A 24,436-nucleotide genomic window follows, 5' to 3' on the forward strand; every position below is an offset into this window, starting at 1 on the left:
GGTCTCCTGTCGTGAGGCGGGCACGGACCGTCACCCTAGGGGCAACGCCCAGCCGGCTGCCAGGAGCCCTGTGGACGGAGCACTCAGCGCCGGGGCCGCCGGCCGACCGCCGGGGCCAGCACGGCCAGCGCGACGGCCGCCAGCAGGTGCCACAGGGCGTGGCCTGACGCGGGGGTTCCCCACCAGCCGCCTGCGGCGCACCACGGCATGCCCGGTTCTGACAGGCGACCCACGGCCGCGCCGACGGCGAGCAGGGTCAGCGCCATCAGGCTGCGGCGTCGGACCTCGGGCCGGGCGCGGACCCGCAGCAGGGTGACGACGACGGCCACCACCGCCGTGACCGCCTGCGCGGCGGCCGACGCCGGTACGGAGACGGCGGCGAGCCCGACGTCGGCGAGGGTGGGGGCGAGCCACCACCAGGTGCGCAGCGGCCGCCCGGTGAGGTCGGCGACGCCGTCCGCGGCGACGAGGGCGAGCGCGCCGAGCAGCGGCGGGTCGTGCACGAGCGGGTTCCACGCCGGGGCGGGGCCGTGCTGCACGACGGAGCCGGCGCCGATGAGCACGGTGAGCACACCGAGGGCGACGCGGGGCGCGCGACCGTCGTCGTCGGCGCGGGCCGCCCTGAGCAGCACCCATGCTCCCGCGAGCACGAACGCGAGGCTGGTGACGGTGCTGGCCGGCTCGGTCCACGGCCAGTCGCCGGCCGGTTCGCAGCCGGTGGTCGTGGGCGCGTTCGGGAGCACCGTTCCAGTCTCGCCGCGTCCAGAGGTTGACGCCGCCCGGTGTCCAGTGGTTCATTAGTCGAGTAACGAACCACTGAACCACTCAGGAGTCCCCGTGTTCGACGGCCCCGAGCCCATCTACCTCCAGATCGCGCAGATGATCCGGGGGCAGGTTCTCGCGGGCGATCTCGCGGAGGAGGAGCAGGTCATGTCCACCACCCAGCTCGCCACCACCTTCCGCATCAACCCCGCCACGGCGCAGAAGGCGTTCGGGCAGCTCGTCGACGAGGGCGTGCTCTACAAGAGGCGCGGCCTGGGCATGTTCGTCGCCCCCGGGGCCCGTACCCGCCTCCTCGACCAGCACCGCGCCGCGTTCTTCGACGACGTCCTCCGCCCCGCCCTGGCGCAGGCAGACGTCCTCGGCATCTCCGCGGACGAGATCGTCGCCTACGTCCGTGGAGACAGCGGAGACAGCGGAGGCAGCACCCCCCATCCCAGGAAGGACGGCTGAGATGCCCACCCCCGAACCCTTCGGCGCCCGCCTCGACGACGTGGTGGTGCGTTACGGCCGCGCGACGCCCGCGCAGGAACCGGCGCACGATCCCGGGCAGCGCGACGCGGCGACCGCCCTCGCCGGCGCCACCGTGGCCTTCCGCCCCGGCGTCATCACCGGCGTGCTCGGCCGCAACGGCGCCGGCAAGACGACGATGCTGCAGCTCCTGGCAGGGCTCACGCGCCCCACCAGCGGCACCGTCGTCGTCGGCCCCGAGGGCGCCCTGGGCGACCCGTGGGAGGACGCGCGGCTCACCAGCGGCACGCAGCTCGTCCGCGAGAGCGGCGACCTCATGGAGGACGAGAGGGTGCGCACCAGCCTCGGGTACTACGCCGCCGTGCGGCCGTGCTGGGACGAGGAGCTCGCAGGCCGGCTCCTCGACCGGTTCGAGGTGGACGTGCGAAAGAAGCCCACGGCCCTCTCGCGGGGGAAGCTCTCGGCCGTCGGCGCCACCGTCGCGCTCGCGTCCCGCGCACCGCTGACCATCTTCGACGAGGTGTACCTCGGCATGGACGCCCCCACGAGGTACGCGTTCTACGACGAGATCCTCGCCGACTACGCCGCCCACCCCCGCACGATCCTGCTGTCCAGCCATCTGGTCGAGGAGGCCGAGCGCCTCTTCGAGGACGTCGTCGTGATCGACCGCGGCCGGGTGCTGCTCGCCGAGAGCGCCGACGAGATGCGCTCGCGCGGGTTCTCGCTGACCGGCCCGGCCAGCGCGGTGGAGCGCGCCGCCGCCGGACGGCGCGTGCTGCACCGCCAACAGCTCGGCGGCACCGTCCAGCTCACGCTCGAGGGCACGCCCGACGACGGCGAGCTCGCCGCCGCACGCGCCGCGGGCGTGGAGGTCGGCGGGGTAGGGCTCCAGGATCTCTTCGTCCGTCTCACCGAGCCCCGCGCCGAGCACGTCGCCCCCAACTCGAAGGAGACGGTCCGATGACGGACACCGCCGCCCGCCAGATCGACCGCCGCGCGACCCGCGCCGCCCTCGACCACCTCTTCGGTGCCCAGCTCCTGTTCGGCGGTGCCTTCTGGCTCGTCTTCGCCCTCGTCATGGTCACGGTGCCAGTCCTCGTCAGCCGCTCCGGCGGCCAGATGGACACCGGCGTGCTCCACGCCACGGGCTACGCCGCCCGCTGGTTCGCCTTCGCGCTCGGCACCGCCGGTGTCGCCGCCGTGCTGACCATCCACCTGGCAGCCGGCGGCACCCGCCGTGCCCTGCACCGCGCGGCCGTGCTGTCCGCCCTCCTCGTGGTCGTGCTCTACGGCGCCCTGTTCGCCGTCGCACAGCTTGGCGAGCGCGCTCTGTGGGGAGGGCTCGGCTGGACGTGGGTCCGCCCGGGCGGGATCCCCGGCGACGGCGGCACCGGCATCGTGCTCGGTGCCGTGGGGGAGGGCCTGGCCTGCGCCACCTACGCTCTCGTGGGCTCCGCCGTCGCCGTGGCGTACCACCGGCTGCGGGCGCTGCGCGGCACGCTCGCCCTCCTCCCGTCCCTGGTGGTCCTCGCCCTGGCCGACATGGTCACCGGCACCGGGACCGGCGGAGAGACGCTCGGGAACCTCGTCGCCACCGGCGCCGACACCGCACCCGCGCTCGTGACCGGGCTGGCCGGCGGCACCGCCGTCGCCGTGCTCGCCGCCGCCTGGCTCCACCTCTTCCTGCGCCGCGCCCAGCTGCGACCCCGCACCTGAGCGCACCGCACTCACCTGACCGCACCCACCGGACACCGGCCTGACACCCGCCCGGCCGCACCCGCACCGACCGCACCAGAAGGAGCACACCGTGAGCACCTCACCGGTCGTGGAGGTCCACCACCTCCGCAAGCTGTACGGGGACCGGCCCGCCGCCCCGCCCGAGACGTCCCGCCCAGGCGCGGGGACGCGCGAGGGCCCCGGCGTGCACGACGTCTCGTTCACCGTGGCCGAGGGCGAGATCTTCGGCATCCTCGGCCCCAACGGAGCCGGCAAGACCACCACGGTAGAGCTCGTCGCCGGCATGCGCACCGCCGACGGCGGCACCGTCCGGGTGCTGGGCAACGACCCCCAGGCCCACCCGGAGGCTGTCCGCGAGGCCCTCGGCGTGCAGCTCCAGGAGTCCCAGCTCCACGCGAAGATCACCGTGGCCGAGGCGCTGCGCCTCTTCGCCTCGTTCTACCCCGCCCCGGCCGACACCGAGGAGCTGCTGCACGTCCTCGACCTCGCGGACCAGCGCGACACCCGGTTCGACCACCTCTCCGGCGGGCAGAAGCAGCGGCTGTCCATCGCGCTGGCGCTCGTGGGCAACCCCAAGGTCGCGATCCTCGACGAGCTGACCACCGGGCTCGACCCCGCCGCCCGCCGAGCCACCTGGGACTTCGTCGAACGGGTCCGCGACCGCGGCGTCACGATCCTGCTCGTCACCCACTTCATGGACGAGGCCGAGCGGCTGTGCGACCGTCTCGTCGTCATCGACGGCGGCCGGGTCGTCGCCGAGGGCACCCCCGCCGAGCTCGTGGACACCGGTGAGCGCACCGTCCGGCTCCGCGTCGCCGACCGCGACCACGACCGCGCGCTCGCCCTCCTCGTGCGCCTCGCCGACACCGACGACCACGTCTTCACCGTCACCGACGTGCGCACCGACCAGGGGCGCGCCGAGATCGAGGTGCTCGGCTCCCGGCGGGTCCTGTTCTCCGTCGTGCCGGCGCTCGCCGCCGCCGACCTCGTTCCCGACGACGTGCGCACCGTCCCCCGCACGCTCGAGGACGTCTTCGTCGACCTCACGGGGCGCACCTACGAGGAGGTCGGGTCATGACCGCGTCCACCACCACCGCCAGCACCCGCACCGCGCCGTCCCGGGCGCCCCGGGTCGTCGGCCTGCGCGGCTTCCCCACCCTGCTCGCCGTGGAGGCGCGCGTGTGGCTGAGGGAGGTCGGCACCGTGTTCTTCGCCCTCGCGTTCCCCACGGTGCTGCTCGTGGGCGTCGGGTTCGCCATCCCCGGCATGCGGGACGTGCTGCCCGCCGAGGCGTTCGGGCCGGAGTGGGAGGGCCGGCGCATGCTCGACGCGTACGTGCCCGCCGTGCTCGCGGTGGCGGTCGCCACCCCGGCCCTGACCACCATGCCCGTCGGCTTCGCGACGTTCCGCGAGCGCGGGGTGCTGCGCCGCCTGTCGACGACGCCGATGCGGCCGCAGGGCATCGTTCTCGCCCACCTGGTGATCAACCTGGCCGCGACCGTCGTGGCCACGCTGCTGGCGCTCGCCGTCGCGATCCCGCTGCTGGGCGTGGTCGCGCCCGCGAACGTGGCGGTGGTGCTGCTCGGGTTCCTCCTGGCCGTGGTGGCGATGTACGCGATCGGCACTCTCGTGGCCGCCCGTGCACCTCGGGCGGGCACGGCGTCGGCGATCGGCTCGCTCGTCTACTTCCCGATGATGTTCTTCGCGGGGCTGTGGACGCCGGGGCCGATCATGCCGGACACCGTGGAGCGGGTCGCCCAGCTCACGCCTCTCGGGGCGGCGGCGCAGATGATGGGGGCCGGCTGGCAGGGGGAGCCGTTCCCCGCCCTGCAGCTCGTCGTGCTGCTGCTGTGGACGGCCGTGTGCCTGCCGCTCGGCGTCCGGCTGTTCCGCTGGACCTGAGCCGACGCCGTGCTCCTGCCCGTCTCCTGTCCCTGGCGCTCACGGCCCGGGGGCGTCCGGGACAGCACGAGGCGCCCCGGCCCAGCACCGGCCCGGGGCGCTCCGTACGCTGACCGGATGAAGCCGTTCCTGCTGCTGGCCACGCGTGCCGAGGACGTCGCCGCCGACGGCGAGTACGAGGCGTTCTGCCGGTACGGCGGGCTGGTGCCCCAGCAGCTGCACCGGGTGCGGCTCGAGCGGGAGGCCATGCCGTCGGTGGACCTGGACGACTACGCGGGGATCATGGTGGGCGGCAGCCCTTTCAACGCGGCCGACCCGGAGGACACCAAGTCCGACGTGCAGCGGCGCGTGGAGAAGGAGATCGGTGCGCTGCTCGACGAGGTGGTCGAGCGGGACTTCCCGTTCCTGGGCGCCTGCTACGGGGTCGGCACGCTCGGCCGGCACCAGGGGGCCGTCGTCGACGACACCTACGCCGAGCCGATCGGTCCGGTCACCGTGGAGCTGACGCCCGACGGCGCGGCGGACCCGCTGCTGCACGGCCTGCCGTCGCGGTTCGAGGCGTACGTGGGGCACAAGGAGGCGGTGCGCGTGCTGCCGCCGGGTGCGGTGCTGCTGGCGACGTCGTCGGCCGCGCCGGTGCAGATGTTCCGGCTGAAGCAGAACCTGTACGCCACCCAGTTCCACCCGGAGCTGGATCTGGCGGGCATCACCGAGCGCATCGACGTGTACCGCACGTACGGGTACTTCCCGCCCGAGGACGCCGGCGCGGTGCTGGAGCGTGTCCGGTCCCGCGCCGTCACGGAGCCGATGCGGGTGCTGCGCAACTTCGTGCAGCGTTACGCCCGCTGACGCGGCTCGCCCCGGGACGACGACGGCCGGCCGCCCTCCGGGGAGGACGACCGGCCGCCGGGGCCGGTGGTCGCGACAGGCGCGACCGGACGGGTCAGCCCACGACCCGCCAGGGGCCGTACGCGTCACCGGGGGCCTGGTTGCGGGTCCACCACTGGGCCACGTACTTCGTGCCCGCGTGCTTGACGGTCTCGCCGCCGGTGTAGATCCGCGAGGGAGCCCACTCGGAGACGCCCTCGGCATCGGCCGGCTTGAGCTCCTGCCACGGGCCGTAGGGGTCACCGGGCGTCTGGCCCTGGGTCCACCAGGAGGCGAGCCAGGTGGCGCCCGCGTGGGTCACCGTGTCGCCGTTGGTGTAGACCTTCGAGGCGTCCCAGGCCGCGGCGGCCGGGGGCTCGGGAGCGGAGCCCCCGTTGACCTTGATGGTCATGGTGCCCTTGTTGACGTTCTGCTTGACGACCTCGACGCGGGTGCCCGTGCCGGCCACGATCACGGAGTTCTGCGGGTTGGCCGTGTCGTAGTAGGCGTAGGGGTCGGTGTCGTCGAACACGGAGACGGGGTCCTGCTTGCCCACCTTGAGGGTGGTCATGCCGGCCGCCGTCTCGCGGTGCAGGTTGAGCTTGTCGGCCTTCTTGAGGCCGAACGTCGCGTCGAAGGACTGGATGCGGTTGCGGGCCACGGTGCCGTCCGACCAGCGCAGCGCGCCGGGGCGGGCGTCGACAGGCAGGGCCTGACCGGCGCCCGGGTGCTGCGACACGTTGTTGTCTCCGTACAACGAGTTCACGTACCAGATCAGCAGCCCGTCCTGGTACGGGAAGTGCTCGACGGTGTCGGGCTTGCTGAGCGGCCAGCCGAAGTTGTACGGGCCGGTGGCCAGCGTGGAGTCGTACCCGCCGTACACCCGGTTCTCCACCAGGTAGTAGTGCTCGTACTCCTGGTCGTAGGCGCCGTCGGTCACCAGGACGAACCCGTTGCTCGCCCAGTCGCCCGTGCCCTGCTCGAAGTCCTCCACGAGGGCCTCGCCCACGGCGACGTCGTCGACCAGGAAGCCGAGCTCGTTGACACCGCCGTCGGACACGTAGCGGAAGCGGAGCTGCGCGGTGGCCCCGGCGTACGCCGAGAGGTCCGCCGTCAGGTCCACCCACTGCCCGTCGGTGGTGCCGTCGATGCCGTAGCCGGTGTTGCCGCTGCCGGGCGTGGCCGGGCCGGAGCGGTTGGTCTCCACCGCCGTCCACGTCTCGCCGCCGTCGGTCGAGACCTCGACGTAGGCGTAGTCGTAGCCGACCTCGATGGCGTAGTTGGCCTTCGCCGTCAGGGTGGCGGCGTCGGGCACCACGAAGGCGGGCGACGCGATGGTCGAGTCGAGGTTGTTCGCGGTGCCGGAGTACACGTACTTGCCGTCGTGCGGCGCGGCCACCTCGATGCTCTGGACGCCGGGCGGCAGGTTCACGACGGCGGCCTGCGCGCCGAGCGTGGAGGCGTGGAACGCCGGGCCCAGGTCCACCGTGGCGGACTCGCCCGCGTCGACGGTCTCGTAGTCGAGCCAGCCGAGGTACAGCTTCTCGTGGGCACCCATGTGGTTGGGCGTGGTACCGATGGTGCCCTCCCCGTGGCCGAGCCAGGAGCCGGAGCTCATGAGCGTCCAGTAGGCGGTGCCGTTCTCCCCGCCCCGGGTGTCGTAGTAGTCGGGCAGGCCGAGGTCGTGGCCGAACTCGTGCGCGAACACGCCGAGGCCGCCGTTCTCGGGCTCGGTGGTGTAGTCGCGGATCCAGATGTCGGTGTCACCGATCTGCACGCCGCCGAGCTTCTCGTAGCCGGACGGGCCGTCGACGCCGAGGCCGCCCTGGTTGACCGCCCAGCGGTGCGACCAGATGGCCCACGGCGGGGCGCCGGCCTCCTCGCCCTCGCCGGCGTGGATCGCCTGGAAGTGGTCGATGTAGCCGTCGGGCTCGTTGATGATGCCGTCGCCGTCGAGGTCGTAGCGGTCCCAGACGTCGAACGACTGGAGGTAGGCGACGATCTCGTCCTTGGTCTTGCCCTGGGCGAGCTGCTGCTCGTACCAGGCGTTGGCCGTGTCCTGGATGAACGCGGTCATGGAGGCCTGCGTCTCGTCGCCCGCGGCGGAGGCGCCGCCGTAGGTGGCCTGGTTGTAGGGCACCTGGACCCAGTCGGAGACGTCGCCCTGCAGGTCGAAGCGGCCCGAGGACATCTCCTTGTAGACACCCTTGAAGGACTCGCCGCCCTGGTCCTCCAGCCCGGTGAAGAACATCTCCATGTAGTGCTCGCGGGAGAAGTCCTCCTCCCAGTAGGTGGAGTTGTCCTCCGCGGAGGGCTCGGGGATCTCGTTGTGGAGCGGGCCGACGGGCGCGTCGGGGAAGTACGGGGAGGCGTTCTCGTCACCGAACTCCACGAGGATGCTGAAGAGCTGGGCCGTCTCCTGGACGCCGTACTCGACGAACTTGTCCGGGGCGATCTCGACGACCTTGGAGGCGTTCTTGCCGGTGCCCTTGGTCTGGACCTCGGCCTTGCCGGTCGCCACCATCTCGGCGGCCTGCATCTTGGCCTCGCGCTGCTTCGCGGCGAGGGTGTCGGGGCGGTCGTCCTCCTTGTGCGGCGCCGTCTGCGCCGGCGGGACGTCCTGGGTCGGCGCTGCGAACGCCGCACCCGGCGCGACGACGGCGCCCGCGAGCAGCACGGCCGCGGCACCGAAGGCGCATGTCATGCGTGACTTCACTGTTCCTCCGAGGGTTCGATCCCCGTCTCTCGGTGGGCGGGGCCCGGATGGACACCGGTGTGTCCGGCGTCACCGTAAGGTCACGAACTTTTCACCCGCGTTACGAAAGGGCAGCCGTTACCGATACGTAAGGGAAAGGCGGAAAGCCGCCACGACATGTCGCTATCGCGACATCAACCCTCGATCGGCTGCTCTCGGACGAAGACCGCTGCGCCCGAGCCGGCCTCCTCGAAGCGCCGCAGCAGTCCCAGACGCTCCACGGTGGACGGGCTCACGTCGTCGGGCAGTGCGTCCGGGGAGAACCAGCCGACGGCGAGGCTCTCGTCGTCGGCCACGTGCGCCGCCGCCGCGGCGTCCGGTGAGGTGGGCCGGGCCGTGAACAGCAGGTCCAGGTAGGTGGACCGGTCACCGTTCGGGTAGACGACCTCTCCGGTGGTGGAGACTGCGGCCAGCGCCTCGACGACGACGGTCACGCCCGTCTCCTCCAGCACCTCCCGGGCCGCCGCGAGGCCAGGCTCCTCACCCGGGTCCACGATCCCGCTCACCAGCGCCCACCGGTGGTTGTCCGCACGCTGCGTGAGCAGGATGCGGCCCGCGTCGTCGCGCACCACCACGGTCACCCCCGGCAGCCACAGCAGGTCGGTGCCGACGTGGCGGCGCAGGTCACGGACGAACGGAGGGATCGGCATGAGGCCGACGCTATCGCCACCCCTCTGCGCGCCGAGGGCGAAGAAGGAACCCACATCGTGGACTCGGCTGGACGCGTGCCGCGGCGCGACGTACCTTCGTCGTCGTGAACACCCGTTGGTATTGGCGCTTTACGCCGGCTCCGTGCGCGATGCGTGCGGCTCGGCGGGCCAGCGCCTGACCGACCCAGCATCCACCGGAGCCAGCACAGGGCCTTCGACGCCGAGCGTCGGGGCCCTTCGTCGTCGGACGAGGCGCTCCGGTCGCCGCTCGGGAGGTGTCCCGGGGTCATGGAGCCGTCGGTGCGGCGACGGCCGTCGCCCCGCCCGAGCCCGCAGAACCCAGGAGCCACGAGATCATGACCACGACGCGCACCGCCGTCGAGCGCCCCGGCACACCTGCCGAGGGTCCCACCGAGAACGAACGGGCCGAGCTGTTGGCTGAGACCTCCGACCTGCGCATCCGCGCCCTCGACCCGCTGCCCGCACCGCGGGACCTGCGCACCGAGATGCCGCTGGGCACCGCCCGCAGCGACCTCGTGACGACGTCGCGCCGCGAGGTGCGCGACGTGCTCCGCGGCGAGGACGACCGGCTGCTGGTCATCGTGGGCCCCTGCTCCGTGCACGACCCGAAGGCCGCCCTCGACTACGCGCGGCGGCTGGCCGGCGTCGCCCAGGACCTGGCGGACGACCTCGTCGTGGTGATGCGCGTGTACTTCGAGAAGCCGCGCACCACGGTGGGCTGGAAGGGCCTGATCAACGACCCGCACCTGGACGGCACCCACGACGTGCACCACGGGCTGCGTCTGGCGCGGGAGGTGCTGCTCGGCGTGCTCGACGCCGGCGTGCCGGCCGCGACCGAGTTCCTCGAGCCGACCAGCCCGCAGTACATCGCCGACGCCGTCACGTGGGGCGCGATCGGTGCGCGCAACGTCGAGTCGCAGGTGCACCGCCAGCTCGCCTCGGGTCTGTCGATGCCGGTCGGCATGAAGAACGCCACCGACGGCGACGTGCAGATCGCCGTCGACGCGTGCATCACCGCGGCGAGCGAGCACACGTTCTTCGGCGCCGACGCCGAGGGGCGCGCGGCCGCCGTCGAGACCGCCGGCAACCCGGACTGCCACGTGATCCTGCGCGGCGGCCGCAGCGGCCCGAACTACTCGCGGGAGGACGTGGAGGCGGCGCTGACAGTCGCCGCCGGCTCCGGGCTGGGCGGGGCGGTCGAGGCCGGCGTCGTGGTGGACGCCTCGCACGGCAACTCCGGCAAGGACCACGTGCGCCAGGCCGCCGTCGTGCAGGAGATCGCCGCACGGCTGGCCGCGGGGGAGCGCGGCATCACCGGCCTCATGCTGGAGAGCTTCATCGAGGCGGGCGCGCAGGCGCCCGCGCCGCTGGACCAGCTCGTGTACGGCCGGTCCGTCACCGACAAGTGCATGGACTGGGGCACGACGGCGCAGCTCCTGCAGGAGCTCGCCGCGGCCGTGCGGGAGCGGCGCACCGCCTGAGACGACGGCGCCGGCCGCGGCTCGACCCGCGGCCGGCGCGTCAGCCGGCGACGAACGCCTGGAGCTCGCCCCGCGGCACCTGGCGCCCGGAGCGCACCAGACGCTCGACGTCGGCGGTGCGCTCCGGGACGTTGAATGCCATCCCGGCCTGGACCCGTCCGTCACGCACCCAGAAGGCGTACGCCTCCCTGTCGTCGATCGAGCCGCTGACCACCACCTCGTCGTACCCGTCCGGCGCGTCGAACCAGCCCGTGTGCTCCATGCCGACGTCGTACTGGTCGGAGAAGAAGTACGGGAGCGCGTCGTACGGGTCGGTGGCACCCAGCATGGCGCGTGCGGCGTGCGGTCCCGAGTCGTTCGCCCTGCCCCAGTGGGTGACCCGCAGCGGGCGCCCGTACGTGGCCGACGGGATCGAGGCGATGTCACCGGCAGCCCACACGTCCGGGTGGGAGGTGCGCAGCGTCGCGTCCACGGCGACCCCGCCGCCCAGCTCCGCAGGCCGCAGCTCGAGGCCGGCGGCGCGCGCCAGGCCCACGTTGGGGCTGGCCCCCACGCCCACGATGACGATCGCGCCGTCCACGTGCGTGCCGTCGGCCATGTCGACCCCGTCCACCTGGCCGTCCGAGCCGGTGAACCGGACGACGGTGGCACGCCGGTGCAGCCGCACCTCGTGCTGCTCGTGCAGCTGCGCGTACACCTCGCCGATCTCGGGGCCCAGCTCGCCGAGCGGGTGCGCGCCACGGCCGATCAGGGTGACCTCCAGCCCCAGCTCGCGGGCGGAGGCCGCCGTCTCCAGGCCCACCCAGCCGTCGCCCACCACGATCACGCGGGCTGCGCCCTCCAGCCGCTCGGCGCCCTCCAGCGACGCCTGGAGCAGCACGCCCGAGAGCCGGTCCGCGTCGTCGAGGGTGCGCAGCAGGTGCACGCCCCGAAGGTCGTGACCCGGGACCTCCAGCGGCACCGCCGTCGAACCTGTCGCGAGCAACAGTTTGCCGAACGGGATGGCGGTGCCGTCCGCCAGGACGATCTCGTGGTCGTCGAGGGACAGACCCACCGCGGTGGCGTGCGTGCGCAGCTCTACCGACTGCTCGGTGAACCACTCCTCGCTCAGCGGGAAGACGGCGTCGCGGTACGCCTGCCCACGCAGGTAGTCCTTGGACAGCGGCGGCCGCTCGTACGGACGGTGCGGCTCGGTGGTCACCACCAGCAGGTCGCCGTCGAAGCCCTCCTCGCGCAAGGTGGACACGGCGCGGGCAGCAGCGAGGCCACCGCCCACGACGACGAACGGGCCGTTGGCCACGGCAACTCCTCGCTCTTGGCGGCGCTCTCGATCCGGCTACGCAAGGGCAGCGAACCGGGTGCAGGGAGATCACCGAGAGACTTGCCAGTCTGACGCATCAAAGCAAGCTGTGCATCCGCTGCCGGTTCCACCTGGGGAAGCACCGGGCCGGGAACCGGACAGATGGGCTGGCGAAGTTGTGCCAATGACACAAAAGCGCCACCGCACGGCTGCCCATGCCCGCTAGGGTCGGTCCAACGAGCCGGTTCGATCACCCACACCCCGGGTATGTCCAGTGCCGCACTCCCACGCCGTAGCGGATCGTGCGATTCGGGGTATTTTCGTCCAAAGTACTCGCTGAGGAGTAAGGGAGCCCCGCTTTGGTGACAGGCGCCATTGGGCAAGCTGCTGACGTCGTCATCATTGGCGGTGGCATGGCGGGGCTAGAGGTTGCTGGCCTCCTTGCCGAGACAGGTGTTGAGGATGTGCTCGTCCTCGAGTCCGGACCCCAGGCAGATTCACGCCACAACAACATGGCGCTCACCAACCCCGACGCGCTGCGCCGGTGGCTCGCGCCGGAGACCGATCCGTACTTCGAGCGCCGCTGGGTCTCGAGGACGCCCCCGCACTACACCGGTCCTTCCGGGCTCCGCCGTCGGCTCGGCGGCCGGTCGCTCTACTGGTACGGCGTCTGCCTGCCGGTCGATGACTGGGCACGTGCCGATTGGCCCCAGGACGTAATGGCCGATCTAGCCGTCTCCTGGCAGGGCGGACCTTCCCTCTACGACCGGACGCGCGCGATGCTCCGCCGCTGGTCCGGCGGCGACGACACCCCTTCGCGTCCCGACCTGCACCTCGGTGATCTCGCCTTCGCGCCGACCCCCGTCGCGGTACGGGCCGACGGGGACCGCTGGCGCGCCTACTCGCCGCTAGACCGGTGGCGTGACCCCGAGGTTGGCGGGGCGCCGACGCTACCGCCCGGCGTGCGGGTCGCCCTGGGCGCCGACGTCCGCGACGTGCTGCTCGACGCCGGCGGGCGCGCCATGGGGGTCCGGTTCGCCTCGGCCGACGGCGAGACTGAGGTCCGCGCGACGTCGGTCGTGCTCGCGGCGGGCACGCTCGAAAACACGCGCCTCGCGCTACAGGCCGTCGCCGCCGTGGACGCCGGGCGCAGACCGGTCATCGGAACCCTCAACGACCACGTCGTGCAGGGCTTCTTCCTCCGCGTCGACGAGCCCGCCCTCGCCGCCGTCCAGGACCGGCTGCCGCGGGGTGGCCGGTGCTCGCTCGGCGACGGCAGGTCGCGCAGCAACGTCTTCGTGGATGTCTCTGCGGGGAACGACGGCACCGGCCTGGTCGACGTGCGCGCGACCGGCGAGCAGCTGCCCGACGACGCCTGCCGTGTCACCCTCGAGCACACGGCGGAGGGTCGGCGGCTGGAGGTCTTCGCGACGCCGTCGGCCCGCGACCGGGAGTTGATCGCCGCACAGCGGCGGACCCTGGCCGCCGTGTGGGCAGACCTTGCGGCGATCCTACGGCTCCCCGAGGGCCGCCTCGACTTCGGCGACTTCGACTCGCCCGCAAGGGTCAACGCGTTCGTGCTGCCCGAGACGATCGACTCCGCCCCGACCGGGACACCGCTGACCTGGTCGAGCTACTTGGGCGTCGAGGACCACGAGGCGGGCACGCTTCCCCTCGGGTCGTTCCTCGATCTGGACCACGAGGTCCGGCAGGTGCCCGGGTTGTTCGTCGCAGGGCCGTCCTCGTTCCCGCGGATGGGCGCTGCGAACCCGTCGCTCACCACCCTCTCGCTCGCCCGCAGGCTGGCGGGCGTCCTCGCCGAGCGACGCGGTGCGGGCGTCCCGGCCGTGTCCGCGGAGGCCCGAGCGTGACGGCTGCGCCGTCCCGGGGTGTCTCGGCGCTCCAGCGGCGGCTCTCGCATGCCGAGGAGAGGCCGGGCCGGGACTGGACCGTCCTCGTGGAGAACGTCCCCGAGTGGCCGGAGGGGACCGCGCCGCTGCCGAGCGCGGACGTCGTCCGCGCTGCCGCGCTCACGTACCAGCCGTCGCAGGGGCTAGTCGAGCTGCGGGCAGCGTTGGTCAACCGGGAGCAGCTCGTCAACGGCGAGTCCGGCCTCACGGTCGAGCACTTCTTGGTGACGAACGGCGCCATGCATGCGATCGGCCTAGTGCTGCGGACGCTCGCAGCGCGTGGTTTCCGGACCGTCCTCGCGGAGGAGCCGGTGTTCCGGGGGGTCTACGACGCCGTCACGGATGCCGGGCTCAGTCTGCACACCGTCGGACCGGACGGCTGGGACGAGGACTGGCCGCAGGACGATCTCACGGCACTGTACGTCAACCTGCCGGCGAACCCCACGGGCCGCGTCCTGACACCGGACGCCCTGCGCCGCGTGGAGCGTGCTGCGAGTCAGGGCGTCCCGATCGTATTCGATGCCGTGTACGACGCGTTCTCGTTTGCGCCCGACCGGCTGCCGTCCCCTGTCGCTCTCGCTGTGGCGTCGCCAGACGTGTTCGTCGTGAACTCGATGTCGAAGAACTACGGGCGACCCGGCGACCGGGTCGGCTGGATCGTCGCCCACGAGGCGTCCGTCGCTCAGATCGTGCCCCGCCTGGAGTGGGAGACCGTCTCCATCAACAGCGTCGTGCAGTACGCGGCGCTCGACGTGGTCGAGCACGGCAACGACGCACTCGTCGGGGCGGTCCGGCAGGGGCGCGAGCACTACGCGCAACTCGTCGCGGGCCATCCTGTCCTCGACGTGCCCATCCCACCAGGCGGGACCCAGCTGTGGTTGCCGCTGGGCGTCGACGACGTCGAGGCGTTCGCGGACCACGCCCTGGACATGGGTCTGGTACTCACGACGTCGGCGAACTACTTCCCGAGCCCTGAGGGGTACATCCGGTTCCCGACGGGCATCTCACCCCGGACCATGCGGCGCGCGGTGGACGCGCTGGACCTGGCGCTGCGCCGTTGGGGGGGACGATGAGCTCGGGTACGCCACTCGTCCTCGACCTCTTCGCGGACACCGCCGGTCGGCACCCCGAGCGAGTGGCGGTGGACGCGGTAGACGGCACGTTGACGTTTGCCCGCCTCGACGAGCGGGCGCACACGGTGGCCGCCGCGCTCGGCGACCGTGGTGTCCGGCCCGGGGACACGGTTGCGGTACGCGTGCGACGCCGCACCGCCCTTGTCGTGCTCATGATCGGTGTCTGGCGCGCCGGCGCCGCGTTCGTTCTGATCGACCCTGAGGAGCCGGTCGACGTCGCCCAGTACAAGGCCGACCTCGTCGGTGCCCGGCTGACGGTTCGTGATGAGGACGTCCCCGCGTTGCTTGCGGGTCCACCGCGCCGGGCTGCTGTGCCCGAACCCGGGCCGGGCGACCTCGCCTACACGATCTTCACGTCAGGCTCCACGGGTCGCCCGAAGGGCGTCGAGACGGAGCACGGTGGCCTCGCTCACCACGTCGCCACACAACTGACCGAAATCTACTCGGTGCTCCCCGACCCGGACCGGCCACGGCGCGTCGGCGGGGCAGCCCCGGTGACCTTCGACTCGTTCCTCGACCAGGTCCTGCCCACCGTCGCGTTCGGGCACACGTTCGTCCTCTTCGACGAGGCAGGGCGGTTCGACCCCGCCAACTTCCTCGACCTCGGCGAGCGCAGCCTCGACGTGGTCGACTGCGCGCCGTCCCAGCTCTCCGTGCTCGTGCGGCATGGCTTGCTGGAGCGCCGCCGACCGGTCGAGCTGGTCGTGTTCGGCGGTGATAAGCCGAGCGCCGATCTGTGGACGCGTCTGCGCAGCGCCGGGACGCCCGCGTTCAGCATCTACGGGGCGACGGAGTGCTCCATCGGGTCGATGACTGCGGACGTCCGTGACTTCGACGCGGTGACGCTGGGCCGTCCCGCAGAGCACTCGCCGGTCTACGTGCTCGACGACGCGCTGCTCCCCGTAGGCCCAGGTGCTGTCGGGGAGATCTTCCTCGGCGGCCCTGGCGTTGGCCGGGGGTACGTCGCCGCCGCCGAAGAGACGGCTCGCTCGTTCCTGCCAGACCCCTTCGCCGCGGTGACCCGGTCGGACGCGCGGATGTACCGGACGGGCGACCTCGGGCGGCTCGGCGACGACGGCGTGATCGAGTTCGTCGGCCGCATCGACTACCAGGTCAAGGTGCGCGGCTTCCGGATCGAGCCCGCCGAGGTGGAGCACGCCCTCGAGTCGATCGGCTCCGTCACCCATGCGGCGGTGGTCCCGGACGTGCTCGACGGCCCGGCGAGCCAGCTCGTTGCTTTCGTGACCCCGCTCGACGGACCCGGCTGGGCGAGTCTGCGAGAGACGCTCAGCGAGCGCGTCGCGAGCCACATGGTCCCGGCGTCGGGCTACCGGCTCGACGCCCTCCCGCTCACCCCGTCCGGAAAGGTGGACCGCCGGGCGCTGCTCGCGCGGTACCACGAGGAGCTCGCGGCGTCTTCGGCGCTGGAACCCCCCGCCACCGAGGCCGAGGCCGCCGTGCTCTCAGCCTGGAAAGAGGTGCTCGGCCGCGACGAGGTGGGCGTCACCGACCGGTTCGCCGAGATCGGCGGGCACAGCCTCGCCGCGATCGAGATCATCTCCCGGCTGCAGGAGTCGTGGCCGGCCACCTTCAAGGTCGCGGACGCGCTTCTGGCGCCGACGGTCCGTGACATGGCGCGAGTCCTGGAGTCGGCGCGGGCCGGCTCCCTCCCGAGGAGGGTCTGATGAGCACAACCCGCGTAGCAACCCTGACGCGAGCAGTCTGGACAGAGGCCCTCGGGATCGAGGTCGACGAGTCGACCGACTTCTTCCTGGGTGGGGGGCACTCGTTCCTCGCCATCGACATCGTGGCGCGGCTCGGCGACGAGCTCGGAGTGGAGATTCCTCTGCGGGCGTTGTTCGACCAGCCGGTCCTCGGTGAGTTCACCGCGGTCGTCGAGCAGATCGTTCAGAGCGGACCCGCGGCATGACGGTTCTTCTTCCGACTGACCTCAGGACCACCCGCACCATCCCCCTCGGTGACACCGGGTGGCAGCTCTGGCCGGTCGGCGTGCTGCGCAGCGCGGGATTCCCGGCCTCGTTGGCGACGCTCGGGTCGGACCCTGCGCTGCTGGACGCTGCGCTCGCCGCGACGTCGCCCGGTGACCCTACGTACCGGGAGGCATACGGCCAGGCCACGCGGCGCCATCTCGAAGCGCTCCAGCGGGTGGCGCAGCTCCCCCTCCTGCGTGAGGCCGTCACATGGCAGAACCCGGCGCTCGTCGCCTCTTGCCTGGACCCGCTCTCTCGGGCCACGCGCCGCAACTCGCCCGTGAAGGCCAAGGGCCGGACGGTCACGTCATACCTGCAGCGCTACTGCCTGAAGAACGACTCGATCTCATTCTTCGGCCCGATCGCTTGGTTCGGCATTGACCCTGCCGGGTCGGCGCTCGAGGCAGTCCCGGGTGACCACGTCGTCCGCTGCCGCACTACCCACTTCGAGTTGTGGGCGGTCGACGCGGTCGCGGACGCACTCGCCGCCCAGGTCCCCGACCGCGGCATGCTGCCCGTGTGGCGGTCGCTCGGCTCGGTGCTCGACGGCGACGTCCTGCGGCGCCCGAACGGAACGACGGTGCTGCTGTCGGAGGACGAACGCCAGGTCTGGGCGGCGGCGGACGGGACATGTTCCTCTGCTGGGGCCGGTGTCCCTGCCGCCGTCGAGCGGCTCGAACGGCTGCGCGTGGTGCGGGTCGGCTTCTCCGTCCAGGTGGGTGCCTGGCCCGAGCGAGAGCTGCGCGCCCAGGTCCAGGCGCTAGGGGACGCTGACGTACGTGACCGGCTTACCGGCCAGCTTGACGCGCTGTGCCAGCTGAAAGACGCCGTGGGGATGGCGCGCGACAGCGCCACGCTCCAGGCGGCGAACGCCGCACTCGAGGCCGCTTTTGTCGCCCTGACCGGGCGCGCGGCGTCACGCCGTGCTGGGCAGACCTACGCGGGCAGGACCCTCGTTTACCAGGAGGCGACGCGCGACGTTGACGTCCAAGTCGGAGCACGGGTGCTGGACGCGCTGGCCGGCCCCCTGGAGGTGCTGCTGCAGGCCGCCGACTGGCTGGTCGTCGAGATCGCGCAGCGGTATCGGACCTTCGTCGCGGAGTGGGTCGAGCGCGAGTGCGCCCGCGCCGGGCGTGACTACCTGCCGTTCTCCTACGTCATCGCGCGGCTCACCCCTGAGCTGACGGAGACCGCGGGTGGCCTGCCGCGAATCATCACCGAGGTGACGGCGGAGCTGCAGCAGCGCTGGTCCCGGGTCCTGCCTGTCGACCCCGTCGAGCGCCGCAAGACCGTGCGCGCGGCTGACCTCGTGGCGGCGTGCCGCCGGGAGTTCCCGGCGCGAGACTTCCCTGCAGGATTCGGAACGTGCCACTCGCCGGATTTCATCATCGACGCCCCGTCTGTGAAGGCGGTAGCCGACGGCGCGTTCCGGATCGTTCTAGGCGAGCTGCACGTCGGCATCAACTCGATCGAGTCGCGGGCGTTCGTCGAGCAACATCCCTCGCCGCAGTCACTTGTGGCGCTCGCGGAGCGGACCGCGGCCGGGACGCGGACCGTGTCAATCCCGCCGAAGAGCTCGCCGTTCGTCACCTCGCGAGCGGCGCCTCCCACGGCCATGACCAGCCCGCAGTTCCGGTACTTCGCCTGGTACGACGAGGAGGCGCCCCTTCGCCCGGCAGGCGAACACCTGCCGGGCGGCGAGCTGGTCGTTCGCGCGGCAGATGGCGTTCCGGTGGTTGAGTCGGTCGTCGACGGGGCGACATACGACGTCGTGGACCTGCTCAGCGACGCGCTCACCGCGATCACTGTCAACGCCTTCCAGCCCGTGCCGTTGCTGCCGCACTCGCCGCGCATCACGGTCGACGACGTCGTCATCGCCCGCGAGCGGTGGAGCGTCGACGTCGCCGATGCGACCTGGGCCGCCATCGACGACGAGGCGGAGCGCTTCTGGGCGGCGCAGCAGTGGCGCCGCGCCCACGACCTGCCGGTGCGCGTGTTCGTCAAGTCGCCGCTCGAGACGAAGCCGTTCGCCGTCGACCTGGCGAACCTGTCCAGCGTGGCCTCCTTCGCCAGCGCGCTCGGCGCTCTCGCGCGGGCCGGGCGCAGGACGGTGACGCTCACCGAGCAGTTGCCGGAATTGGGGAAGTACTGGCTGACCGACCGGCACGGCGAGGGGTATACGTCCGAGATGCGCGTCGTGGCCCTCCGTTCCCGCCCGGAGGACGAGGCATGACAGTGCAAGAAGGCGTCGGGTCCGTCGTCGACGTTGCGGCCGCGGAGCTGGGACTCGATCCGGCCGCGTTGCGCGGCTCGAGCCTGGCCCAACTCGGCCGGAGCTCGCTCGACGCGGCGCGGCTCGCCGTGGCGCTGTTCCGTGCCACGCGGGTCCGCCTTGCGCCGGTCGAGCTGCTCGGCTCGGAGGACCTGGCCGCGACTCTCGAGCACGCCCAGGCGGCCCCCGAGCCGGAATCTAGGAGCGTCGCGTCGCCCGCCGACGGCGACCTTCTGCCGCTGACCTGGCAGCAGCGGCTGATCTGGTTCCAACAGGAGCTAGAACCTGGCGCTCCGACCTACCTGTTCCACGCCCTGCTCCGGTTCGACGCCCCGCCCGTGGTCGGACGGCTGCGCCGAGCCCTCGCCCGTGCTCTGGAACGGCACCCGGTGATGCGGACCCACCTCGTACGTAGCCCCGGTGACGTCCGCCAGCGGGTGGTCCGCGGACCAGTCGACCCCGCAGGACTACCGTGGACCGAGGTCGAGCTGCCGGTGGTCCCACCTGACAGCCGTGCGCTCGTCGAGGCTGCAGCGGCCAACCGGCCCTTCGACGTCGAGTCCGACCTGCTCGTACGTTGGACGCTGCTGTACCTGCCGGACGGGTCCGCCGTCCTCGTCCACACCGAGCATCACCTGGTGCACGACGGCATGTCGTTCACCTCCTTCCTCCGGTCGGTCGCCGAAGCCGACGCTGGTGAACCTGCCCCGGAGGAGCTTGGGTACTTCGACCACGCCCGGAGCGCGCGGCCACCGGCGCCGGAGGCGCTGGAGGCCGCGGTGGCCGAGCTGGCGGGCGCGGGCCTGGCTCCGTTCACCGGCCGCGGCTGCACGGAGCAGTCCGCAGACCTCGGACTGCGGATCCCCGTGCCGGCCCCGCTGTTCCAGGCGGTGGAGCGCCGCGCACGCGAGATCGGCGTCTCGACGTTCACAGCCTTTTTCGCCGCCTTCACTGCCGCGATGGCAGCGCACCGGAGAGGTGACCGGTTCGTCGTGGGCACCGGAATGGCGAACCGCCCGCTGGAGCACCTCGACACGGTGGGCATGTTCGTGTCGATGGTTCCCGTCGTCGTCGATCGTCCACGGGACGACGCCGTCGCCCACGTCATGGCCACCCGTGCCGCACTCGAGCGCGCAGAGGCACGCTCCGACGTCCCGTTACAGGAGCTCGTCCGCGCACTGGGACCGGCCGTACGCGGCGGGAACGCGCTCCTGTCGACCGGCTTCAGCCTGTTCGAGCAGACGGTCACCACCCTGGACATCGCGGGGTCACGCGCGCGCTTGGAAGTCGGTCCTTTCACGGGGTCCGCAAAGTTCCCGCTCGACTGCGTTCTCGTTGTCCGCCGTGCGGAAGACGATACCGACGCGGAGCTGCTCGTCGAGGGCTCAGCCGCGGCTGTCGGCGCGGACGACATGTGGGCGCTGTGGACGGCGATGCTCCGGTGGCTGACCGCGTTCGCCGGTCTGGAACCTGCCGCCGCGCCGCCGGCGGCTGTTAGCGCTGTGGTCACGGCTGCCGAGTCCGTGGCGTGCGCCCACCCCGATCGAGTCGCGTTCGCTGACGACACGGAGGCAGTCCAGTACGGCCGGCTACCGCACCTCGGCATGGCGCTCGCGGAGCTGATCGGCGAACGACGCCGGATCGGCCTTCTCGGCGGCGGGTCAGCCGCGTTCTTCGCGGCCGCGTACGCGGTCGCGCGCACGGGTGGCACATACGTGCCCCTGCCACACGACCAACCCGTGGCGCGCCTCGCAGCCATGGTTGCAGCGGCGGGGTGTGACGTTGTTGTGGCCTTGCCGGGGTGCCTGCCGGAGGCGTCGGCCGCCATGGCAGGCGTGCCCGTCTACGGGTGGGATCAAATAACGGCGCTTGCGGACTCGGGCGTGCCGGCGGGCGAGCCGGTGCCGTCCGCCTTGCCCGCGTATGTCATGTTCACGTCGGGGAGCACCGGTGTGCCGCGCGGAGTGGAGGTGCCACGTCACGCGCTCGACGCGCGCGCTGGCGTCTACGCCGGCTGGTGCTCACTCGGTCCCGACGACGTCGTCGCGCAGTGGTCCAGCGTGGGGTTCGACGCGTCGGTGCTAGAGCTGTGGCCAGCGCTCCTGGCGGGAGCGGAGCTGCGGGTGGTGCCGACGTCGATAAGGACAGACCCGTTCGCGCTCGTCGGCTGGCTGGCGAGCACGGCGGACGTAGCCTTCGTCTCCGCGAGCGTGGCCGACCTGCTCGGGTCCTTGCAGTGGCCGGACACGTGCCGTCTGCGGGTATTGACCACTGGGGCCGAGCCGCTCCACCCGCTCGTGCGCGAACTGCCGTTCGAGGTGCGGAACATGTATGGGCCGACGGAGGTCACGATCGTGGCGACGTCCTGCCTGGTGGACGTCGGATCGACGAGGGTCCCGCCGATCGGCGCAGCACTGCCCGGCGTGGTTCTGCGGATCGTCGGGGAAGACGGCCGCGAGGTGCCCGACGGCGAGCCGGGGGAACTGTGGGTCGGCGGACCGGACATCGCGGCGGGGTACGCCGGTGACACGGCCGGTACGGACGCCCGGTTCGTGCCTGACCCGTATGGCGACGGGCTGGCAGTCGTGTACCGGACAGGTGACGTCGTGCGCCGTCGCCCAGGCGGCGACCTGGAGTTCCTCGGCCGCCGCGACCGGCAGACGAAGGTTAACGGTGTCCGGATCGAGCCAGTCGAGGTCGAGGCCTCCGTGCTTGCCGTCCCTGGTGTGCGCGCGGTCGCCCTCGCCGCTGGACCTGAGGGTACGGCGCCGGTGATCGTCGTCGTGCCGGACACGTCAGCGGAGCGCGAGCAGCTCGTCGCCGCGGTGCGCGCGGTGCTGGTCCCGCAGCTGCGCCACCTGCCCGTCCGGTTCACCAACGCGCTCCCCGTCACCCCGAGCGGCAAGGTGAGCCACGCCGCGCTGGCGGACCTGCTGCGGGTGGAGGACATGGATGGTTGAGGTCACCGCACCGCTGTCGATGCAGCAGATCGACATGCTGGGGCAGATCTCCCTGGTGCCCGAGACCGCGCGGTACTTCGACGGCTTCGTCGCGCTCGAGCTCTCCGGCGACATCGACCACCAGGCGCTCGTCGCGGCCCTTGACCGGCTCGTAGCTCGGCACGGAGCGCTCCGGACGACGATCGTTCACGGGACGGATGGTCTTGCGCAGCGGGTCCACTCAGGGCCGCCCAACGGTCCGCATCGGGTGTCGGAACGGGCTGGTTGCGCCGCGGCCGATGTGGCGGCGGACCTACGCGCGGGCGCCCTCACACAGAACGATGTCATCGCGGGCGCACCCCTGGCGCGCGCTCACGTCGTTCGCCTAGGGGGGACGACGCTCCTGGTCCTGCAGGTGCATCATCTGGTCACCGACGGGTGGTCCGACGGCGTCCTGCTCCGTGACTTGGCGGAGCTCTACTCCGCGCGAGTCGAGGGCCGGGAGCCGCGCCTGCCGGAGCTGACGCTGACCTACGCCGACCTTGCTCGGGAGCAGCATGCGGCATGGCCCGTACTGCGGGAGCTGGTCGTGCCGTATTGGGAGCGTCGGCTGGTGGGCCTGCCAGCGGCGCTGTGGTGGCCACCTTCGGGCGACGCGGTCGCGCACGAGCACGACTGCGGTTTCGTCACCGGCGAGGTCGAGGTCTGGCGCGCCGACGTTCTCGCGGCGGAGGCGCGAAGGCTTCGCACGTCGCCGCTCGCTCTGTTGGTCACTCTCACGGCGCGCAGTGTCGCAAGAGTCGTCGAAGGGCGGCCCGACCTTCTCGTGGGTTCGAACACTGCCAACCGCGAGCGGCGCGACAGGCGCGACGTAGTCGGATACCTCACGAACACGCGCCTCGCGCGGGTCCCCTGTGACCCGGCGTTGCCGGTCGACGAGGCGGTGCTCGGGGTGCGGGAGCAGTGGCTGGACGGTGACGAAATGCGCGAGGCGTACGCGGACCAGGTACTGGCGGCGGTGGGGAGACCACCTGTGGTGAAGGTCGACTCGACGGACCTGCCACTGGGCCTGGGCTCGGCGCGGTTCGCACTTCCGGGGATTGCGGTTCGAGCGGTTGCGCTCCCCCGTTCCGGTGACCCGGTGCGGCACTGGCGCGACCTGAACGTGACCTGGTCACGGACGCAGGACGCGCTGACGGTCGAGATCCGGCACCGGCGGGCGGCAGTCGACAAGGTGGCCGCCGAGCGTGTGATGAGCCTGATGGTCGAAGCGGTGCGTGAGTACACCGGCGGTGCCGCATGACGGTGCTGCGAGTGAACGTCGCGGCGGACGACGTTGCGGACTCGCTGGCTCTGGCGGCGGCCGCTGTTGGGGACAGTCTGGTCGACCACGGCGCGGTTGTGCTGCGTGGAATCCCACCGACGGTTCCGCTCGTGCGGGTGCGCGCCGCCCTGGGCCTGGAGCCTCACACGCCGGGCGAGCGGTTCGGCATCCGTCCCGGGCGGAACGGCGTGCTCGGTCCCTTGGCATGGCCCGCGTCCGAGCAGCTGTGTCCGACCCAGGAGGAGACGTTCGGGGTCGCGGCGCCGCACGTGCTGATCACCCGGTGCACGGCGGTCCCGGCTGTAGGCGGCCGGACGCTCGTCGCGCCGGTCGCGGCACTGCGCGGCGTGCTGGCGCCGGAACTGTACGAACGGGTGGTCACGGACGGTTGGCGGCTGCGCCGGGTGTTCCGGGAGCGGTTCGGGATCACGTGGCGGGAGGCGTTCGGCGTCGACGACGAGGTGGCCCTCGAGCGGCGGCTTGCGGCGGCCGGGATCGACTGGACGTGGACGGCGGACGGCACCTTGACGACCGTGCGCCGCCTGCCGGGCGCGGTCACGCACCCGCTGACACAGGAACTGACATGGTTCAACCAGTTGACGTTCCTCAACGCCCTTAGCGTGGACGAGCGGCGCCGCGCGGTCCTCGCGGCAGCGTTCGGCGACGAGCTACCGACGGACACTACGCACGGGTCGGGCGAGCCGGTCTCGCCACACGAGATCGTCGCCCTCCAGGACGCGCACGACGCGATCGCCGAACCAGTGGCCACCGCCGTGGGCGACATAGTTGTCGCCGACAACTACCTCGTCGCACTCGGCCGGGAGGCGTACGAGGGCCTGGCCGGGTCAGAGACCGTCCTGGCGACGCGTGAACCCGAGAGCCCAGTCGAACCGAGGAACTAGG

19 protein-coding genes are annotated in these 24,436 nt (G+C 72.1%); 15 read left to right on the plus strand and 4 right to left on the minus strand.

Going from position 1 to position 24,436, the window contains the following annotated elements; genetic code table 11:
- Nucleotides 1-83: 83 nt before the first annotated feature.
- Entirely contained in the window at nt 84-743 is a 660-nt protein-coding gene (locus DNL40_RS11800) for a hypothetical protein (RefSeq protein ID WP_111251467.1), read from the minus strand.
- Nucleotides 744-837: 94 nt separating this feature from the next.
- On the opposite strand from DNL40_RS11800, the gene DNL40_RS11805 reads away from it, so the two are divergent.
- The 6 genes from DNL40_RS11805 (at nt 838) to DNL40_RS11830 (ending at nt 5,739) form a co-directional block, all read left to right on the plus strand.
- Nucleotides 838-1,233, plus strand: coding sequence for a GntR family transcriptional regulator (locus DNL40_RS11805; protein WP_111251468.1), 396 nt, complete (start codon nt 838-840; stop codon nt 1,231-1,233).
- 1 nt (nt 1,234) lies between these two features.
- Nucleotides 1,235-2,215, plus strand: coding sequence for an ATP-binding cassette domain-containing protein (locus DNL40_RS11810; protein WP_111251469.1), 981 nt, complete (start codon nt 1,235-1,237; stop codon nt 2,213-2,215).
- The gene (locus DNL40_RS11815) at nt 2,212-2,967 is read left to right on the plus strand and encodes a hypothetical protein (RefSeq protein WP_111251470.1); all 756 of its coding nucleotides are present in this window, start codon (nt 2,212-2,214) and stop codon (nt 2,965-2,967) included. Before DNL40_RS11810 ends, DNL40_RS11815 begins: the two co-directional genes overlap by 4 nt.
- 91 nt (nt 2,968-3,058) lie before the next feature.
- A complete protein-coding gene (locus DNL40_RS11820) occupies nt 3,059-4,066 on the plus strand; it encodes an ABC transporter ATP-binding protein (RefSeq protein ID WP_111251471.1) in 1,008 nt (335 codons plus the stop codon).
- Entirely contained in the window at nt 4,063-4,890 is an 828-nt protein-coding gene (locus tag DNL40_RS11825) for an ABC transporter permease (protein WP_111251472.1), read from the plus strand. The genes DNL40_RS11820 and DNL40_RS11825 overlap by 4 nt, the downstream gene beginning before the upstream one ends.
- A 117-nt stretch (nt 4,891-5,007) precedes the next feature.
- Nucleotides 5,008-5,739: a glutamine amidotransferase gene (locus DNL40_RS11830; RefSeq protein WP_111251473.1), complete on the plus strand. Its 732-nt coding sequence runs from the start codon at nt 5,008-5,010 to the stop codon at nt 5,737-5,739.
- Nucleotides 5,740-5,833: 94 nt separating this feature from the next.
- Here DNL40_RS11830 and DNL40_RS11835 read toward each other — a convergent pair whose 3' ends face one another.
- Together DNL40_RS11835 and DNL40_RS11840 are read right to left on the minus strand one after the other, a co-directional pair.
- Nucleotides 5,834-8,461 carry an immune inhibitor A domain-containing protein gene (locus DNL40_RS11835; RefSeq protein WP_111251474.1) on the minus strand — a complete coding sequence of 876 codons (2,628 nt, stop codon included), beginning with the start codon at nt 8,459-8,461 and terminating at the stop codon, nt 5,834-5,836.
- 185 nt (nt 8,462-8,646) lie between these two features.
- On the minus strand, nt 8,647-9,162 hold the full coding sequence (locus DNL40_RS11840) for an NUDIX hydrolase (protein WP_111251475.1): 516 nt from the start codon (nt 9,160-9,162) through the stop codon (nt 8,647-8,649).
- 356 nt (nt 9,163-9,518) lie between these two features.
- Here DNL40_RS11840 and DNL40_RS11845 point away from each other — a divergent pair, with 356 nt between their 5' ends.
- Nucleotides 9,519-10,664, plus strand: coding sequence for a 3-deoxy-7-phosphoheptulonate synthase (locus DNL40_RS11845; RefSeq protein ID WP_111251476.1), 1,146 nt, complete (start codon nt 9,519-9,521; stop codon nt 10,662-10,664).
- A 40-nt stretch (nt 10,665-10,704) separates the two neighbouring features.
- On the opposite strand, the gene DNL40_RS11850 is transcribed toward DNL40_RS11845, so the two are convergent.
- Nucleotides 10,705-11,964: an NAD(P)/FAD-dependent oxidoreductase gene (locus tag DNL40_RS11850; RefSeq protein WP_111251477.1), complete on the minus strand. Its 1,260-nt coding sequence runs from the start codon at nt 11,962-11,964 to the stop codon at nt 10,705-10,707.
- A 362-nt stretch (nt 11,965-12,326) separates the two neighbouring features.
- Between DNL40_RS11850 and DNL40_RS16630 the strand changes: the two genes are divergently transcribed.
- The 8 genes from DNL40_RS16630 (at nt 12,327) to DNL40_RS11890 (ending at nt 24,435) form a co-directional block, all read left to right on the plus strand.
- Complete coding sequence (locus DNL40_RS16630; protein ID WP_111251478.1) at nt 12,327-13,835, plus strand: GMC oxidoreductase; 1,509 nt, start codon at nt 12,327-12,329, stop codon at nt 13,833-13,835.
- Nucleotides 13,832-14,947 (plus strand): beta-methylarginine biosynthesis bifunctional aminotransferase, encoded by a 1,116-nt coding sequence (locus tag DNL40_RS11860; RefSeq protein WP_111251479.1) that lies wholly within the window; start codon nt 13,832-13,834, stop codon nt 14,945-14,947. The genes DNL40_RS16630 and DNL40_RS11860 overlap by 4 nt, the downstream gene beginning before the upstream one ends.
- The gene (locus DNL40_RS11865; RefSeq protein ID WP_111251480.1) at nt 14,944-16,692 is read left to right on the plus strand and encodes a non-ribosomal peptide synthetase; all 1,749 of its coding nucleotides are present in this window, start codon (nt 14,944-14,946) and stop codon (nt 16,690-16,692) included. Before DNL40_RS11860 ends, DNL40_RS11865 begins: the two co-directional genes overlap by 4 nt.
- Complete coding sequence (locus DNL40_RS11870; RefSeq protein WP_111251481.1) at nt 16,692-16,937, plus strand: phosphopantetheine-binding protein; 246 nt, start codon at nt 16,692-16,694, stop codon at nt 16,935-16,937. The genes DNL40_RS11865 and DNL40_RS11870 overlap by 1 nt, the downstream gene beginning before the upstream one ends.
- Nucleotides 16,938-17,017: 80 nt before the next feature.
- Nucleotides 17,018-19,231, plus strand: coding sequence for a lantibiotic dehydratase (locus DNL40_RS16790; RefSeq protein ID WP_245885880.1), 2,214 nt, complete (start codon nt 17,018-17,020; stop codon nt 19,229-19,231).
- The gene (locus tag DNL40_RS11880) at nt 19,228-22,230 is read left to right on the plus strand and encodes an AMP-binding protein (RefSeq protein ID WP_111251483.1); all 3,003 of its coding nucleotides are present in this window, start codon (nt 19,228-19,230) and stop codon (nt 22,228-22,230) included. Before DNL40_RS16790 ends, DNL40_RS11880 begins: the two co-directional genes overlap by 4 nt.
- Nucleotides 22,223-23,512 (plus strand): condensation domain-containing protein, encoded by a 1,290-nt coding sequence (locus tag DNL40_RS11885; RefSeq protein ID WP_111251484.1) that lies wholly within the window; start codon nt 22,223-22,225, stop codon nt 23,510-23,512. Before DNL40_RS11880 ends, DNL40_RS11885 begins: the two co-directional genes overlap by 8 nt.
- The gene (locus DNL40_RS11890) at nt 23,509-24,435 is read left to right on the plus strand and encodes a TauD/TfdA family dioxygenase (RefSeq protein ID WP_111251485.1); all 927 of its coding nucleotides are present in this window, start codon (nt 23,509-23,511) and stop codon (nt 24,433-24,435) included. The genes DNL40_RS11885 and DNL40_RS11890 overlap by 4 nt, the downstream gene beginning before the upstream one ends.
- The last annotated feature ends 1 nt before the right edge of the window (nt 24,436 follow it).

It is taken from the genome of Xylanimonas oleitrophica (assembly GCF_003244315.1).
Classification (GTDB): Bacteria; Actinomycetota; Actinomycetes; order Actinomycetales; family Cellulomonadaceae; genus Xylanimonas_A; species Xylanimonas_A oleitrophica.